A 16443-nucleotide genomic window follows, 5' to 3' on the forward strand; every position below is an offset into this window, starting at 1 on the left:
CCTTGGCACTGCGTCGGGCCTCGGCACTGCGTCGGGCCTCGGCACTGCGTCGGGCCTCGGCGCTCCGCCGGGCCTCGGCACTGCGCGGGGAGCTCGCTACTGCGCCGTGGCCTCGTAGGTGTGGCCCGCCTTGCGGAGTCGCTCGATCAGGGTGTGGCCCATCGCGGTGACGGGGGTGAGGGAACCGCTGCGGTCGGGGAGGTCGTCGAGGGCGAGGCAGAGCGCGCTCTCCCCGAGCATGACGGCGGTGGCGGCGTAGCCCGGGTCCCCGGACCCCGCGACCGTCGCGGTGACCGTGCGGCCGTCGACCGTGGTCCCGGTCAGGGTGTGCCGGAAGAAGCCTTTCGCGCGGGCCTGCTCACCCGGTCCCGTCCCCGGCTTCGGCAGCACCCGCTCCAGCAGCGCGCGGGTGGGCGGGAACGCCGCCCCGCCGACCATCGCGCCCATCGCCCCGGTGATCGCGACGGCCGCGACCGCACCGGCGACGCCGCGCCCCGCGGCCATCCGCTCCTCGTAGCGCAGGCCCCGGCCGTAGGACCACTCCTGCAGGGCGTTGCTGCGCCGCACGATCCGGGTGTTGAAGGGGGCCATGACGAACGCGGCCGTCCACGAGCCGTCCGGCTCGCGACGCGGCGGGCCGGCGTCGCGCGGCTGACGCGGCGTCGGCTCGGCGGCGGGATCCGGGCTGAGCGAGTGCGGGCGCAGGGCGATCCGCCGCGCCGCCGGGTCGCCCGCCACGCTCTCGACGTGCCCGAGCAGGGAGGCCAGGGTCCCGCCGCTGAACCCGCCGCGCGCGGTCGCGACCGCGCGCACCCGATCGAGGTCTGCGCCCGCGGCCTCGTGGAGCAGCAGGGTGCCGAGGTCGGAGGGGATGGAGTCGTAGCCGCAGGAGTGCACGATCCGCGCGCCGGACCCGCGGGCCACCGCGTCGTACCGGTCGATCGCCTCGCGGACGAACAGCACCTCACCGGTCAGGTCGCAGTAGTGCGTCCCGGCCCGGGCACAGGCCTCGACCAGCGGCAGCCCGTACCTCGCGTACGGACCCACCGTCGTCGCGACGACGCGGGCCGAGCCCGCGAGCGCCGCCAGCGAGGCCGGGTCGGTCGAGTCGGCCGCGACGAGCGGCCAGTCGTGGGCCCGCTCCGGCAGCCCCGCCCGCACCTGCTCCAGCTTGTCCCGTGACCGCCCGGCGAGCGCGATGCGCACGCCCTCGGGCGCGGCGTCGGCGAGATAGCCGGCCAGCAGGGCTCCGACGAACCCCGTGGCGCCGAAGACGACCAGATCGTGCTCCCGCTGCGTGCTCATGCCCGCATCGTGCCGGGTGTCCGGCGCGCCCGCGCGCGGTGGCCGATCACGCAGCAGGACGGCGCAGGCCGGAACGGCTAGGGTCGGCCGCGACGTCGCGTGCCCACCGGTCCGTCTCCCGAGGAGTCCCCGCGTGCCCGAGTCCCGCCCCCAGACGATCGCCTACCCCGGCCCCGGCTCGCGTCCCTTCCGCCGCGACCAGGAACCGCTGGTGCCGCACGTCATCGTGCTGTTCGGCGCCACCGGTGACCTGGCCAAGCGCAAGCTGCTGCCCGGGCTCGCGTACCTCTGCGAGTCCTCGTTGGCCCCCGAGGTCCGCATCGTCGGTACGGCGATGGAGGACATGTCCACCGAGGAGTTCCGCGAGCTGGCCCACCACGCCGTGCAGAACTTCGGCACGCACAAGGCGAACGACGACGCGTGGGCCGGGTTCGCCGACAAGCTGACCTACGTCCCGCAGGGCGCGGGGCCGGAGGGGCTGACCGCGGCGGTGAAGGAGGCCGAGGCCAGGCTGGGCGAGGACGTGCACCGGCTGCACTACCTGTCCGTGCCGCCGAAGGCCGCGCAGGCCGTGATCGCGATGCTGCGGGACGCGGACCTCGTCGACCGCGCGCGGGTCGTCATGGAGAAGCCCTTCGGGCACGACCTGCCCAGCGCGATCGAGCTCAACGACTACGTGCACAAGGTCTTCGACGAGTCGCAGATCTTCCGGATCGACCACTTCCTCGGCAAGGAGGCGGCGCAGAACATCCTCGCGTTCCGCTTCGCCAACGGCCTGTTCGAGCCGATCTGGAACCGCAACTTCATCGACCACGTCCAGATCGACATCCCCGAGACGCTCGGGCTGGACCAGCGCGCCAACTTCTACGAGTCCACCGGCGCGTTCAAGGACATGGTCGTCACGCACCTGATGCAGGTGATGGCGTTCGTGGCGATGGAGCCGCCGACCGCGCTGGAGCCGCGGGCGATCAGCGAGGAGAAGAACAAGGTCTTCCGCTCGCTGCTGCCGGTGCACCCGTGGGACGTGGTGCGCGGCCAGTACGGCGGCTACCGCGAGGAGGAGGGCGTCGCCCGGGACTCCGACACCGAGACCTTCATCGCGCTCAAGGTCGGCCTGGACAACTGGCGCTGGGCGGGCGTGCCGTTCTACCTGCGCACCGGCAAGAAGATGGCGGAGGGCCAGCGGATCATCTCGATCGCCTTCAAGGAGGCGCCGCGGACGATGTTCCCGGCCGGCTCCGGCGTCGGCACCCAGGGCCCGGACCACCTGACCTTCGACCTCGCCGACTCCTCCAAGGTCTCGCTGTCCTTCTACGGCAAGCGCCCGGGCCCGGGCTTCCGGCTGGAGAAGCTGTCGATGCAGTTCTCCACGCAGGAGACCGAGTCCGCCGGCGACGTGCTCGAGGCCTACGAGCGGCTGATCCTCGACGCCATGCGGGGCGACCACACCCTGTTCACCACGGCCGAGGGCATCGAGTCGCTGTGGGAGCGGTCGATGCCGCTGCTGGACGACCCGCCGCCGGCGAAGAACTACCCGGTGGGGTCCTGGGGGCCGAACGCGATCCACCAGCTCATCGCGCCCAACGCCTGGCGGCTGCCGTTCGAGCGGGCCTGGCGCGAGCGCCGTTAGCGGTCCCAGAGGGGGTGCGGGTCCCGGCCGGCGAGCATGAGGAAGCGGTCGCGCCAGGACACGTCCGCGGGCACGGGGCCCAGCGGCGCGCCGAACCACCCTGCCTCGCGCCAGCGCGCCGCCTCCGGCTCGGTGCGCTCCCACAGCGCCCGGGCCAGGTGCTCGGTCAGCGGGTTCACCGATCCGCGGTGGACGGACACCTCGTGCGCCATGAGCGCGGCGCCGACCGCCCGCCGCCAGAGCAGCTCCTCGGCGCGGAGCGCGTCGTCGCCGGTGGGGGCGGTCGGGTCGGCGACGGCCGCGGCCGCCGCGCAGGCCTTCTCCGAGGCCTCGCGGGCGAGCGCGGGCAGGTCCTGCCGGTGCTCCAGGTCGGCGACGTCGGCGAGGTGCGCGGGGTCGGCCGCCCGCCCCGCCAGCAGGTCCGGCAGGGCGGCGACGGTGCGGACGTGGTGGCGGACCAGGGCGTCGAGCGGGGTCGGCCGGGCGGGATCGGGCCCGTCGGGCAGCGGCGGGACGCGGATGCGCCACTGGTCGGGCGCCACCCCGTCCAGCACCTGGTTCAGCACCCGCTCGGCCTCGATCAGGCATTCCGCCGCACGCAGCATCGGCGCTCCCGTCCACATCGGTGTCGACGTCCCGCCGACGATCACAGCACGGGCCCGTCTCCGCACCGGCCGGATGGAGCAAAGTGAGTCACCCGGCCGACGGGTGGGACCGCGCCGCGGCGCGTAGCGTGCGGGAGTGGCGGAGGGTGACTCCATCGCGCGGCTGGCCGCCCGGCTGCACGCGGCGACGGCGGGCCGCACGGTCGTCGCGAGCACGTTCCGGCATCCCCGCCTGGCGCTCGCCGACCTCGCGGGACAGCGCATCGAGGCCTGGCGGCCGCGGGGCAAGCACCTGCTGATGCGGACCTCGGCCGGGTCGACCCTGCACTCGCACCTGCGGATGAGCGGGTCGTGGTCGGTGCTGGGCCCGGGGAAGCGGCTGCCGCGGTCGGTGGAGGCCCGCGTGCTGCTGCGGCTCGACGACGACCGCACGCTGGCCGGGATCGCCCTGCCCGTCCTCGACCTGGTCCGGACCCGGGACGAGGACCGCGTCGTCGGGCACCTGGGCCCGGACCTGCTGGGCGAGGACTTCGACGCCGACCTGGCGGCGCGGCGGCTGCGCGCCGCCCCGGACACCGCCGCCGTGGCGGCGCTGCTGGACCAGCGGCGGGTGGCGGGGCTGGGCAACTTGTGGGCGGGCGAGCTGTGCTTCCTGCACCGCGTCGACCCCTGGCGGCCGATCGGCGAGGTCGACCCGGGCCCGCTGCTGGCCGGCGCGCGGGCTCGGCTGCGCGAGGCCGTCGTCAGCAACCCGCGGCAGGTCACGACGGGCGACCCGCGCCGTCCGCACTGGGTCTACGGCCGCGCCCGCCGGCCGTGCTACCGCTGCGGCACGCCCGTCGCCTTCCGGCCCGCCGCGCGCACCCCGCACGGCCGGGAGACCTGGTGGTGCCCCGGCTGCCAGCGGTAGGCGGACGGGGCTACTCGGGGGTGCCCTGCCGCCAGTCCCCGCTGGTCCCCGAGCTGGGTCCGCCCTCCCCACCGCGCGGGCCGTCGGGATCCTCGTCGGATGCGTCGGGGCCGTCGGGGCCGGTCGCGGGCTCGTCGACGGCCCGGTCGCGCGGGTCGCCGTGGTCCATCCGGTCCTCCCGGTCCCGGTGGAAGGCACGCGGGGGCCCGTCGGGGTCCGGCCCGGTCTCGGAGGCGGGATCGGTCGCCATGGGCCCGGGTTCCCCCGTTCACGGCGGCCAATCGTGTACGCCGGGGGCCGGCCGCCGCGCCCTGCCGGCTGCGGGAGGGTACGGTCGTGGACACACTGGTCCGGAGTCGAGAAGCCTGCTCCCACGCCGAGAGGACGAGATCCCGTGAGCCCCGCTCCCGACAGTGCCGAGCGCGCCGACACCGGCGCCGTGCCGGGCCTGCCCGAGGTCGCGGCCTGGTGCGGTGCGGCAGGCGCCTGGGAGCGGCTCGACGAGCCCGACAGCGGCATCCAGCTCCACCTCTGCCGCGTGGGCGAGCGCATCCGGGTACTGGCCGTCCGCGGCGAGATCGACGCCGCCGAGGCCACCGCCTTCCAGAACGCCGCGATCGACCTGGTCCGCACCGCGAAATACCTCGTCGTCGACCTGACGGGCGTCCGCTTCCTGGCCTCCCGCGGGCTCGCCGCGCTGGTCCGCACGCAGCGCGCGGCCGACGACGTCGGCTCGCGTGTCGCCGTGGTCACCGGCGGCAGCCGGGTGGTGCTGCGGCCGATGCAGGTGACCGGCGTGGACACCCAGCTGCACCTCGTCGACTCCCTCGAGGACCTCGAGCGCCCCGACGGGTCGGCCCTGACCGGTCGGCACTGACGGGTCGGCACTGACGGGTCGGCACGGACGGGTCGGCCCGGAAGCCGCCGACCTGCAGGAACGCCCCGGCGCGCACGCCCAGGTTGGCCGCGTACGCGTGGGTGTGCCGGTCGACGCCCGTGCCGGCGCGGGGAGGTACCCGGAGGGTCGGCCGGATGCTACTTCTCTGTGACGGCCGCCACGTCGGGCACCGGCTTCCCGGCGGCGACGAGCTCGCTGCCGCGCTCGTAGTCCTCGTCCGCCTCGTGCGTCGCCACACCGACCGCGCGGCCCTGCTCGTCGGCGTACCACACCGTGAAGGCGCCGCCGCCGTGGTCGACCAGGCGGGCGCGGTCGTAGCCGTCGCCCCACGCGGCGTACTTGAGGGTGCGCTCGCCGATCTCGGTCCAGAATCCGGGCACGGCGTCCCAGCGCAGGTCCGCCCCGGCGGCGACGCCGCCGGCGACCGTGCCCATCGCCTCCGCCTCGCCCCAGTGCTCCACCACGAGGTGCCGGCCCGCGGTGGCGTTGCGCGCGTAGGCCACGTCGCCGGCGGCGTACAGGCCTGGCGCGGAGGCACGCATGTGCTCGTCGACGACGACCCGGTCCTGTTCGACCCGCAGCCCGGCGGCGCGGGCCAGCGTGACGTGGGGGTCGATCCCGCCCGCGACCAGCACCAGGTCGGCCTCCAGCGGCTCCCGCCCGGACACCCGCACCCGGCGAGGGCGCGCGTCGGGGTCGCCGAGCGGCTCGATCGCCTCGACCTGCGCCCCGCCGATCAGCGTGACGCCGTCCTCGACGAGCCAGCCCGCGATCCGCCGGCCGGCGTCGGGACCCAGTCGCTTCTCCTGCGGCAGGTCCTCGGCGCTCACGACCGTGACGTCGAGGCCGCGCCGGGCGAGCGAGGCGGCGGCCTCGCAGCCGATGAACCCGGACCCGACGACGACGGCGCTGCGGGCGGTCAGGGCGGCCGAGCGCAGCTCCTCGGCGCTGTCGAGCGAGCGCAGCATGGCGACGGCGGGCGCGTCCGCTCCCGGCACCGGGAGCGGCTTCGGGGCGGACCCGGTGGCCAGCACGCAGGCCTTGAACGTGACCCGGCCGCCGCCGGACAGCTGCGCGACCCGCTCCTCCGCGGACAGCGTGGTCACCGTCTGGCGCAGCAGCAGGGTGATCCCGCGGGCGGTGTAGGTGGTGGCGGGCGTCAGTTCCGTGTCGCCCGCCTCCGACTCGCCGCGCAGGTAGTCCTTCGACAGTGGCGGCCGGAAGTACGGCGCGGCCGTGTCGTCCGAGACGAGCACAACGGCGCCGTCGCCGCCGTGGTCGCGGTAGCTGGTGGCGGCGGCGAGGGCGGCCGGTCCGCCGCCCACGACGAGGAGCTCGACATGCATGTGACGCGGGATACCCGACGGCGGTGATCCACTACCCCGCCGCCGGGTACGCCGGGACCCGCGTCAGCTGGTGTGGTGGACCTCCTGGAGGCCGTACACCGGGGTCGGGATCCCCTCGAGCCGGGCCTTGAGCTGCAGCGCCAGGTAGAGCGAGTAGTGGCGGCTCTGGTGCAGGTTGCCGCCGTGGAACCAGAGCCCCTCCTGCTGGGTGGGCTTCCACATGTTGCGCTGCTCGCCCTCCCACGGACCCGGGTCCTTGGTGGTGTCGGAGCCCAGCCCCCACACCTTCCCGACCTTGTCCGCGACCTCCTGGCTGATCAGGTCCGCGGCCCAGCCGTTCATCGAGCCGTACCCGGTCGCGTAGACGACGAGGTCCGCCTCGAGCTCGGTGCCGTCGTCGAGCTTCACCGTGTGCTCGGTCAGCTCGACGACCTGGCCCTGCACGAGCTTCACGTCGCCGTTCGCGATCAGGTCGGCGGCGCCGACGTCGATGTAGTAGCCCGAGCCGCGGCGCAGGTACTTCATGAACAGGCCGGAGTCGTCGTCGCCCCAGTCGTGGCGGAAGCCCGAGGCCTCCAGCCGCTCGTAGAAGTCCTTGTCCCGCTCCTTGATCGCCGCGTACACCGGCTGCTGGAACGTGTGCATGATCCGGTACGGGATGGACGCGAAGGTCATGTCGGCCTTCTGCGTGGTCATCCCGGCGGCGAGCGCGCGCTCGGAGTACAGGTCGCCGAGGCCGAGGTCCATCAGGGAGTCGGACCTCACGATGTGGGTCGAGGAGCGCTGGACCATCGTGACGTCGGCGCCCACCTCCCACAGCGCGCCGCAGATGTCGAAGGCCGAGTTGTTCGACCCGATGACCACGACCTTCTTGTCCTTGTAGGCGTCCGGGCCCGGGTGCTTCGAGCTGTGGTGCTGCTCGCCCCGGAAGACGTCCTGGCCGGGCACCTGCGGCACGTTCGGCTTGCCGGACATGCCGGTGGCGAGCACGAGCTGCTTGGGGTGGAGGGTGATCTCCTCGCCGTCGCGGTCGACGACGACGGTCCACTCCTTCGTCTCCTCGTCGTAGGAGGCGGACCTGCAGGTCGTGGAGGACCAGTAGTTGACCTCCATGACCTTCGTGTACATCTCGAGCCAGTCGCCGATCTTGTCCTTCGGCGCGAAGACCGGCCAGTTCTTCGGGAAGTCGAGATAGGGCAGGTGGTCGTACCAGACCGGGTCGTGCAGGCACAGCGACTTGTACCGGCTGCGCCACTGGTCGCCGGGCCGCGGGTGCCGGTCGACGACGACGTGCGGGACCCCGAGCTGCTTCAGCCGGGCGCCCAGGGCGATGCCGCCCTGCCCGCCGCCGACCACGAGGACGTAGGGCTGGCGGGTGCGGCCCACCTCCTCCTGCTCGGCCCGGCGGGCCTCGGCCCACGTCACGCGCTCCCGGTTGACGCCGTGCTCGGCGCCCATGGGCCGCCGCTCGCCCTGCGGCTCCTCGTGCCCCTTCAGCTCGTAGAGCGTGGTGAGGAAGGTCCAGGCGCCCTCGTCGGTGAGCCGCACGTGCCCGCGGCCGCGGCCGACGGCCGTCTCGAAGCCGATCCAGGCGTCGACCACGCCGTCGGCCTCGGTCGGCTCCTCGGTGGTGTGGAAGTTGCGGGCGTCCGTCGACTCCATGGTGGACCGCAGCAGGTCCGCGACGCCGTCGCGGTTCTCGACGGTCCTGATGTTCCAGGTGAACGCGATCAGGTCGCGCCAGAACGAGGTCGTCGCGAAGAGGCCGGCCGCCCGCTCGGCGTCCCGGGCCGCGAGGGCGGCCTCGAAGTCGGCGAGCCACGTGTCGACCCGCTCGCGGGCCGCGGTGGCGCTGGCCGGTTCGAGGGTCTGGGTCATGCGGACCTCCCTGTCCGTCTCCCGTAGCTGTGGTGCGTGCCACTCCAGCCAAGCCGCCCACGCCCCGGGGATCAAGGGTTGCAGCGCCGTTGCAACCTCCGGCGGTCCCCGGATGTGGCAGCGTGGGGCGGTGACCTCCGTACGCCGAATCGGGATCGGGCTGGCCGCGGTCGGCAGGCCCGCGTACATCACCGCCGGTCGGGAGCGCGACCTCGGCGACGCGCGGGACGTCGAGGCCCTGCGCGAGCGCACGTGGGCGGTGCTCGACGCGGCCTACGCGGCGGGGATCCGGTACGTCGACGTCGCCCGCTCCTACGGCCGGGCAGAGGAGTTCCTGGCCGGGTGGCTGGCCGCGCGCCCCGGGACCGGGGACGTCGAGATCGGGTCGAAGTGGGGGTACCGGTACGTCGGCGACTGGCGGCGCGACGGGGTGCCGGTGGCCGGCTCGATGTCGGGCGTCCACGAGGTCAAGGACCACTCCGTCGAGGCGTTCGCGGAGCAGTCCGCCGAGTCGCTGGCGCTGCTCGGGAAGCGGCTCGCCGTGTACCACGTGCACTCCGCCACGCTCGACACCGGCGCGCTCGACGACGCCGAGCTCCACCGGGCGATGGCCGACCTGCGCGAGCACGGGATCCGGGTCGGGATCTCGACCTCCGGGCCGCGGCAGGCCGAGGCCGTCCGGCGCGCGCTGGAGGTCACGGTGGACGGCGAGTCGCTGTTCACCTCGTTCCAGAGCACCTGGAACATCCTCGAGCCCTCCGTGGGTCCGGCGCTGGTCGAGGCCGCGGACGCCGGGGCGAGGGTGATCGTCAAGGAGGCGGTCGCGAACGGGCGGCTGGCCCCGGGCGGCGCGACGAACTCCCGGGACGACCGCGTGGCGAACCTGGCCGAGGAGCTCGGCACGAGCGTCGACCGACTGGCGTTCGCCGCGGTGCTGGCCGAGCCGTGGGCGGGGATCGTGCTCTCCGGCGCCGTCGACCCGGCGCAGGTGGCGAGCAACGTCGCCGCCACGCAGCTCACGATCCCGGCCGAGGTGGAGGACGAGCTGCTCGACCTCGCCGAGCCGGCCGAGCAGTACTGGGCCGCCCGCGCCGCCCGCGCCTGGGCCTGACCCGCACGAATCGATCCGAAGAGGGGTTACCTGCGTCACGGGTTCGGGTAGAAAGCTCCCAACCTGGTCCGGACGCACCCGGCGTGCCGGCCGCGGGGAAGGGAAGAACGGCCGATGCTCAGGACATCAGCACGTCGCCGCGCCGGCGCGGTCCTCTGCTCGCTGGGGATTGCCGCGGTGCTCGCCGCATGCGGCGGGGGCGGCACCTCCGGCTCGACCTCCGGGTCCGGTTCGGGGGGTGGGATGACGGTCAAGGCCGGCGAGTTCCCCTGGAGCGCCGCCACGCTGACCAACGCGATCCTCACCGAGGTGGCCGCGCAGCACCCGGAGCTGGGGGTCTCCCAGATCGACACCACCGCGCTGGGTCCGGCCCCGGCCTGGGCCGGCGCGCAGCGGGGCGACGTCGACCTGCTCGCCGAGGTCGCGCTGCCCAACCAGCAGCAGCTGGCCGACCAGGCCAAGGACCGGATGAGCCTGGTGCACCAGACCTACGGCGGCGCCGCCCAGGGGTGGTTCGTGCCCAGGTACGCCACGGAGCCCGGGCAGCCGCTCGCCGGCCTCACCAGCGTCACGCAGCTCAACGACTACGCCGCCGCACTCGGCAACAAGCTCGTCGATGCGGACCCGAGCTTCATCACCACCCAGCAGAACGCCAAGCGGCTCGCGGGCTACGGCCTGACCCTGCAGCAGGTCACCTCCAGCGAGGCCGCCCAGCTGGCGGAGCTGAAGCGGGCGTACGACCGCAAGCAGCCGATCCTCGTGTACCTCTACCACCCGCACTGGGTGTTCACGCAGTTCGACATGGTCCAGCTGACCGAGCCCACGCCGTACCAGCCCGACTGCTTCACCACCGGCAACGGGGCCTGCGCGATGCCGGACTACTCGGCCTGGACCGCGGCGAGCACGACCCTGCAGCAGCAGGCCCCGAAGTTCTACGCGATGCTGCAGAAGTTCGAGATCCCCGTGGCGGACGTCGAGGCCATGCAGAAGAGCGTCGACGTCGACAAGCAGCCCGCCGACCAGGTCGCGAAGCAGTGGCTCGCGGCGAACCAGCAGCGCGTGCAGCAATGGCTGGCGGGCTGAACGGCGCCGAGCCGGTGATCCGCTGCCGGGACCTGACGAAGGTCTTCGGCAGCGGGTCCGCGGCCGGCCGTGCCTTGGACATGGCCCGCGAGGGCGCGTCGCGCGGGGAGATCCAGCAGCGGACCGGGGCGACCCTCGCCGTCCGCGACGTCTCGTTCGCCGTCGAGCCCGGCGAGCTGTTCGTCGTCATGGGGCTGTCCGGCTCGGGCAAGTCGACGCTGGTCCGGCTGCTCAACCGGCTCATCGAGCCCAGCGGCGGCTCGGTGGAGATCGACGGGCGCGAGCTGCGCGGGCTCTCGGACGCGCAGCTGCGGCAGCTGCGCAACCGCCGGATCAGCATGGTGTTCCAGCACTTCGCGCTCCTGCCGCACCGCACCGTGCTGCAGAACGCCGCGTACGGCCTGCAGATCCGGGGGACGAGCGAGGGGGAAAAGCGGGAGCGCGCGCAGTGGGCGCTCGACCAGGTCGGGTTGGGCGACCGCGGGGACGCCTACCCGGGGCAGCTCTCCGGCGGCATGAAGCAGCGCGTCGGGCTCGCCCGTGCGCTGGCCAGCGACACCGACGTGATGCTGATGGACGAGCCCTTCTCGGCCCTCGACCCCCTCATCCGCCGGGACATGCAGGCGCTGCTGATCCGGCTGCAGAAGGAGCTGTCCAAGACCATCGTCTTCATCACCCACGACCTCAACGAGGCGATGCGGTTGGGGGACCGAATCCTGCTGCTCAAGGACGGACGGCTCGTCCAGCTCGGCACCGGGCCGGAGATCCTCGCCGCGCCCGCCGACGACTACGTCGCCGACTTCGTCTCGGACGTCGACCGCACGCGGGTCCTCACGGCCGAGGACGTGCTCCGCGAGCCGCGGCTGGTGGCCCGGCTCGAGGAGCGCCCGGCCGACGTGCTCCGGCGGCTCGGCGCGGCCGAGGCCACCGGCGCCTACGTCGTCGACGACGACCGGCGGATCCTCGGCGTGGTCCACGACGAGTGGCTGGGCCAGGCGGCCGCCTCCGGCCGCGAGCGGATCGACCCGGGGGCCCTCGACGACGGCTTCGCCACCACCGGCCCCGACCGGCCGCTCATCGAGATCCTCGGTCGGCTCGGCCGGCACGCCGTGCCCCTCGCCGTCGTCGACGACCGGGGCCGGCTGCTCGGGGTCGTCCCGCGGGCGGCCGTCCTCGCCTCCCTCGCCGCCGTCCCGACCAGGAGCTGACCATGCCTCGCATCGAGGTCGGCACGTACGTCGACCAGTTCATCACCTGGCTGCTGCGCACGGTGCCGGGGTTGTTCGACGCGATCAGCGTGGTCATGACCGCGCTGGTGGACGTGATCGTCCTGGCCCTCGCCCGGCCGTCGTTCGTGGTCTGGGTGGTGCTGCTGACCCTGGCCGCGCTGCTCGTCCGCGGCTTCGGGTTCGCGCTCTTCACCGCCGTCGCCTTCCTGCTCGTCGCGGCGATGGACCTGTGGGAGGAGACGATGGAGACCCTCGCGGTCGTGCTGGTGGCCGCGGTGATCGCGACGGCGATCGGGGTGCCGCTGGGCATCTGGGCGGCGCGCCGGCAGGGCGTCAGCGTGGTGCTCCGCCCGATCCTGGACTTCATGCAGACCACGCCGGTGTTCGTCTACCTCATCCCGGCGGTGTTCTTCTTCGGCGTCGGCGTGGTGCCCGGGGTCGTCGCGACCACGATCTTCGCGATCCCGCCCGCGGTCCGGCTCACCGAGCTCGGCATCCGCGGGGTGGACCCGGAGGTGGTGGAGGCCGCCCACGCCTTCGGCGCGCACCCGCGGCAGATCCTGCGCGAGGTGCAGCTGCCGATGGCCCGGCCGTCGATCATGGCCGGCGTCAACCAGGTGATCATGCTCGCGCTGTCCATGGTGGTCGTCGCGGGGCTGGCCGGCGCCGGCGGGCTGGGCAGCGTCGTCGTGACCGCCGTGACGCAGCTCGACGTCGCGGGCGGTTTCGAGGGCGGGCTCGCCGTGGTGATCCTGGCCATCTACCTCGACCGGCTCACCGCGGCCATGGCCCAGCGGCCCGGTCGGGGCCTGTGGGCGCGGCTGCGCCGCCGCCGGGCCCCGGCCACGGCGGTGCCCCCGGAGGACGGGGAGGCGCCCGTCGGCACCCCGGACGCGGACGCTCCGGTCCCGGCCGGCGCGGGCGACCCGACCGTGCGCTGACCGCGGGAGGGGTGAGCGAGCGGCGCGTTCGCTCAGTCCTGGTGAAGGACGGCGCCGCTCGCTCACTCCTCAGCGGACCCGGAGGACGGGCTTGCCGGGCGCGCGGTCGGGGGAGTCGAGGTAGGCGTGGGCGGCGGCGACGTCGTCGAAGTCGAAGACCCGGTCGATCACCGGCGCGAACACGCCGGCCGCCAGCCCGGAGCGCACGAAGGCGATCGCCCGGCGCAGGGCGGCGGGATCGCCGGTGATCTCGAAGACGCGGTAGCGGCGTAGCCACACCGCCGCGTACCCGCCGCCGGGCAGGGGAGTGGGCAGCCCGGACAGCCCGCCGTGCACGATCACGCTCGCCCCGGGCGCGCAGGCCGCGACGAGCTGACCCACCTGTGGACCACCGACGGCGTCGAGCACCAGGTCCGCACCGGGGCCTGTCCCGGACCCGCTCCCGCAACCGGGCGTGGGATCGCCGGGGTCCGCCCGCGCGAAGGCCGCACGCAGGGCGTCGGCCAGCGAGCCGCCGCCGGGGACCTCCCGGCCGTCGCCCTCGTACGGCCCGGCGACCACGACCTCCGTCGCCCCCGCCTCCCGCAGCGCCGCCTCCGGCCCCGGCGCGGGGACGGTCGCGACCGGCGCCGCGCCGAGGTACCGCAGCACCTGCAGTGCCGCCACACCGATGCTGTTCGCCGCCGCGGTGACCACGACCCGGTCGCCGGGCCGCACCCGCAGGATCTCGGCGACCATTCCGTACACGGTCACGTACGGCATCCAGACCGCCGCGCCCGTGATCGCGTCCATCCCCTCGGGCCGGCGGACCAGCGCCGCGGCCGGCACCACGGCCTCCTCGGCGTAGACCGGATGGTCGTTCTGGGAGAAGGCGGGGATCACGCTGACGGCGTCGCCCGGGGCCCAGCCGTCGACCTCCGGCCCGACCTCGAGGATCTCGCCGGCCGCCTCCGTGCCCAGCCCCGCCGGCAGCCGCGGGTCCTCCAGGTAGGTGCCGCGGCGGAAGTTGACCTCCGCGCGGTTCAGGCCGACCGCGTCGACCCGGAGGCGGACCTCGCCGGGGCCCGGCGCCCGGACGGGGAGGTCCTCGATGCGCAGTACCTCGGGCCCGCCGAGCTCGTGGAACCGGATCATGCGTGCCATGCCCGTGAAACTAGCCGCGATCAGCCCTGCGCGGGCAGGACGTGGTCACCCACCTTGTCCGTGGACAGGCACAGCGAGCAGACGACCGCGTCATGCGTCTCGCACCTCGTGACGTCCGGCCGCTCGAAGTCCTGCCGGCAGACGTGGCAGTGCAGGACCTCGCCGGACGGGTTGCCGTGCTCGTCGAACCTCGGCCGGTCGAGGCCGTCGTCCGTGCGCCGCAGGTAGTACCTCCCCCGGGTCGCGATGGCCAGGAGCGGCGGCAGCACCACGGCCAGGCCGATCGCGACCAGCGGCGAGAAGGGCTGGATCGCGGCGCCGAACACCCCGAAGAACACCAGGATCGACACACCCGCCGACACGATCATGGAGCCGAAGCCCACGGGGTTGACCGCGTAGAGCATCCCGCGGCGGAACTCGGGCGTGATCGGCGACAGCTTGAGCACGTACTTGTTGACCGCGATGTCGACGGCCACCACCACGACCCAGGACATGCCGCAGTTGGCGTAGAAGCCGAGGATGGTGTTGAGGAAGTCGAACATGTTCGCCTCCATCAGCACCAGCGCGATCAGCAGGTTCACGCCGAGGAACACCAGCCGGCCCGGGTAGCGCTTCGTGACCCGGGTGAACGAGTTGGTCCAGGCCAGCGAGCCGGAGTAGGCGTTCGTGACGTTGATCTTGATCTGGGAGATCACGACGAGGACGACGGCGAGCGTCATCGCCAGCCACGGCGGCAGGATGTCGCGGTAGATCTCCAGGAACTGGTGCACCGGCTGGTTGGCGACGGCGGCGCCGTCCGCCACGGTGGCGATCAGGTACACCGCGAGGAACAGCCCGACGACCTGCTTGATCGCGCCGAAGACGACCCAGCCCGGGCCGGCGAGGACCATCGCGGTCCACCAGCGGCGGGAGTTCTCGGGCGTCTTCGGCGGCATGAAGCGCAGGTAGTCGATCTGCTCGGCGATCTGCGCGATCAGCGACAGGCACACGCCGGCGGCCAGCATGACGGCACCCAGGCTGGGCGTGCCCTGGCCGTTCTCGCCCTGGTAGGCGAAGAAGGAGCTCACGGACTCGGGGTGGCTGACCAGCAGGTACACGAACGGCGCCACCATCAGGACCAGCCACAGCGGCGTGGTCCACAGCTGCAGCTTCGACAGCAGCGACATCCCGTACACGACCAACGGGAAGATGATCAGCGTCGAGAGTGCGTAACCGAGCCAGAGCGGGATGCCGAGCCCGAGCTCGAGGCCCTGGGCCATGATCGAGCCCTCGAGGGCGAAGAAGATGAAGGTGAACGTCGCGAAGATGACGTTCGTGACGACGGAGCCGTAGTAGCCGAAGCCGGAGCCGCGGGTGATCAGGTCGAGGTCGAGGTTGTAGCGCGCGGCGTAGTAGGCCAGCGGGAAGCCCGTGGCGAAGATGACGACGGCGAACACGAGGATGCCCCAGAGGGCGTTGGTCGTGCCGTAGGAGATGCCGATGTTGGCGCCGATGGCGAAGTCGGCGAGGTAGGCGATGCCCCCCAGCGCGGTGACCCCGACGACGCCCGTCGACCACTTCCGGTAGCTGCGCGGGGCGAAGCGGAGCGTGTAGTCCTCCAGCGTCTCCTTCGCGGCGGTCCCGACGTCGGCCGTCACCCCGGCGGGGGTGCTCGCCTCGCGGTTCTCGATGCTCATGCGGGCTGCCTTTCCGGACATCGTCCGTTCGGGGGTGACGTTCGGTGGTGCGGTGGCCAGGGAACAGGCCGGCGCTAAACGATCGCCAAGTGCTGCTGCCGGCGGCGCGGCGCTGATCGGCGTCCCTGGTCGCGGGGCCCAGGGGGTCTCTCGGCGGAACGTTCGACATCTCAGCGTCAGACGGGCCGACGATCAGGGCGTCTGATGCGTCGAAATCTCACTGTTCGCGGAGAGGTACCGGAGGTCGACGCCCACCGTGCTCACGGACTGGCCACGAGCAGGCGCAGGGCCTGCGCGACACGCGCGTGCTCGCCCGCGATCTCCTCGACGACCGGGCCCGGCACGGCGGGCCCGTGGGACTCGGCCCGCCGGCACAGCCGGGCCATCGCGGTCGCGCCGACGGTGTCGCCGAGGCCCTTGAGCGTGTGCGCGGCGCGCTGTGCGCCCTCCGCATCGCCCGCGGCCACCGCCGCGCGGAGGGTCTGCACGAGCGGCGGAGTCTCGCTGAGGAAGTCCTCCACCAGCCCGGACAGCGCGCCGGGATCACCGCCGACCAGCTCGCGGAGGCGATCGAGCGCCGCCGGGTCGAGCGCCGCCGGGTCGAGCGCCGCCGGGTCGAGCGCCGCCGGGTCGAGCGCCGCCGGGTCGAGCGCCGCCGGGTCGAGCGCCGCCGGGTCGAGCGCCGCCG

Annotated in this window: 15 protein-coding genes; 7 read left to right on the top strand and 8 right to left on the bottom strand. The window is 73.7% G+C overall.

Features of this window, described 5'->3' with window-relative positions; translation table 11 throughout:
- Positions 1-96 precede the first annotated feature (96 nt).
- Positions 97-1305 carry a saccharopine dehydrogenase family protein gene (locus ABD990_RS21195; protein WP_345382390.1) on the bottom strand — a complete coding sequence of 403 codons (1209 nt, stop codon included), beginning with the start codon at positions 1303-1305 and terminating at the stop codon, positions 97-99.
- A gap of 133 nt (positions 1306-1438) precedes the next feature.
- Between ABD990_RS21195 and zwf the strand changes: the two genes are divergently transcribed.
- Complete coding sequence (gene zwf / locus ABD990_RS21200; RefSeq protein WP_345382392.1) at positions 1439-2935, top strand: glucose-6-phosphate dehydrogenase; 1497 nt, start codon at positions 1439-1441, stop codon at positions 2933-2935.
- On the opposite strand, the gene ABD990_RS21205 is transcribed toward zwf, so the two are convergent.
- Positions 2932-3540 carry a hypothetical protein gene (locus ABD990_RS21205; protein WP_345382393.1) on the bottom strand — a complete coding sequence of 203 codons (609 nt, stop codon included), beginning with the start codon at positions 3538-3540 and terminating at the stop codon, positions 2932-2934. The two genes, zwf and ABD990_RS21205, sit on opposite strands and share 4 nt — an antisense overlap.
- A gap of 136 nt (positions 3541-3676) precedes the next feature.
- On the opposite strand from ABD990_RS21205, the gene ABD990_RS21210 reads away from it, so the two are divergent.
- Positions 3677-4450 carry a DNA-formamidopyrimidine glycosylase family protein gene (locus tag ABD990_RS21210; protein ID WP_345382394.1) on the top strand — a complete coding sequence of 258 codons (774 nt, stop codon included), beginning with the start codon at positions 3677-3679 and terminating at the stop codon, positions 4448-4450.
- A gap of 10 nt (positions 4451-4460) precedes the next feature.
- On the opposite strand, the gene ABD990_RS21215 is transcribed toward ABD990_RS21210, so the two are convergent.
- A complete protein-coding gene (locus ABD990_RS21215) occupies positions 4461-4700 on the bottom strand; it encodes a hypothetical protein (protein ID WP_345382396.1) in 240 nt (79 codons plus the stop codon).
- A gap of 144 nt (positions 4701-4844) precedes the next feature.
- Between ABD990_RS21215 and ABD990_RS21220 the strand changes: the two genes are divergently transcribed.
- On the top strand, positions 4845-5327 hold the full coding sequence (locus ABD990_RS21220; RefSeq protein ID WP_345382397.1) for an STAS domain-containing protein: 483 nt from the start codon (positions 4845-4847) through the stop codon (positions 5325-5327).
- A 158-nt stretch (positions 5328-5485) separates the two neighbouring features.
- Here ABD990_RS21220 and ABD990_RS21225 read toward each other — a convergent pair whose 3' ends face one another.
- Both ABD990_RS21225 and ABD990_RS21230 read right to left on the bottom strand, forming a co-directional pair.
- Positions 5486-6694 carry an NAD(P)/FAD-dependent oxidoreductase gene (locus ABD990_RS21225; RefSeq protein ID WP_345382398.1) on the bottom strand — a complete coding sequence of 403 codons (1209 nt, stop codon included), beginning with the start codon at positions 6692-6694 and terminating at the stop codon, positions 5486-5488.
- 63 nt (positions 6695-6757) lie between these two features.
- Positions 6758-8572, bottom strand: coding sequence for an NAD(P)-binding domain-containing protein (locus ABD990_RS21230; protein ID WP_345382399.1), 1815 nt, complete (start codon positions 8570-8572; stop codon positions 6758-6760).
- Between the two features lie 130 nt (positions 8573-8702).
- Between ABD990_RS21230 and ABD990_RS21235 the strand changes: the two genes are divergently transcribed.
- The 4 genes from ABD990_RS21235 to ABD990_RS21250 all read left to right on the top strand — a co-directional run bounded on the left by ABD990_RS21235 (position 8703) and on the right by ABD990_RS21250 (position 12936).
- Positions 8703-9683 carry an aldo/keto reductase gene (locus ABD990_RS21235; RefSeq protein ID WP_345382400.1) on the top strand — a complete coding sequence of 327 codons (981 nt, stop codon included), beginning with the start codon at positions 8703-8705 and terminating at the stop codon, positions 9681-9683.
- A gap of 243 nt (positions 9684-9926) precedes the next feature.
- On the top strand, positions 9927-10766 hold the full coding sequence (locus tag ABD990_RS21240) for a glycine betaine ABC transporter substrate-binding protein (protein WP_345382401.1): 840 nt from the start codon (positions 9927-9929) through the stop codon (positions 10764-10766).
- Entirely contained in the window at positions 10751-11974 is a 1224-nt protein-coding gene (locus tag ABD990_RS21245) for a quaternary amine ABC transporter ATP-binding protein (protein WP_345382402.1), read from the top strand. The genes ABD990_RS21240 and ABD990_RS21245 overlap by 16 nt, the downstream gene beginning before the upstream one ends.
- 2 nt (positions 11975-11976) lie before the next feature.
- Positions 11977-12936: an ABC transporter permease gene (locus ABD990_RS21250; RefSeq protein WP_345382403.1), complete on the top strand. Its 960-nt coding sequence runs from the start codon at positions 11977-11979 to the stop codon at positions 12934-12936.
- Between the two features lie 69 nt (positions 12937-13005).
- Here ABD990_RS21250 and ABD990_RS21255 read toward each other — a convergent pair whose 3' ends face one another.
- From ABD990_RS21255 to ABD990_RS21265, 3 genes are all read right to left on the bottom strand, one after another.
- Positions 13006-14079 carry a zinc-dependent alcohol dehydrogenase family protein gene (locus ABD990_RS21255; protein ID WP_345382404.1) on the bottom strand — a complete coding sequence of 358 codons (1074 nt, stop codon included), beginning with the start codon at positions 14077-14079 and terminating at the stop codon, positions 13006-13008.
- Between the two features lie 20 nt (positions 14080-14099).
- Positions 14100-15755, bottom strand: a complete 1656-nt coding sequence (locus tag ABD990_RS21260; RefSeq protein ID WP_345382405.1) for a purine-cytosine permease family protein — start codon at positions 15753-15755, stop codon at positions 14100-14102.
- Between the two features lie 260 nt (positions 15756-16015).
- Positions 16016-16443: Hpt domain-containing protein (locus ABD990_RS21265; protein ID WP_345382406.1), on the bottom strand; the 428-nt coding region annotated here is incomplete at its 5' end.

This window comes from Pseudonocardia yuanmonensis, assembly GCF_039542425.1.
Classification (GTDB): domain Bacteria; phylum Actinomycetota; class Actinomycetes; order Mycobacteriales; family Pseudonocardiaceae; genus Pseudonocardia; species Pseudonocardia yuanmonensis.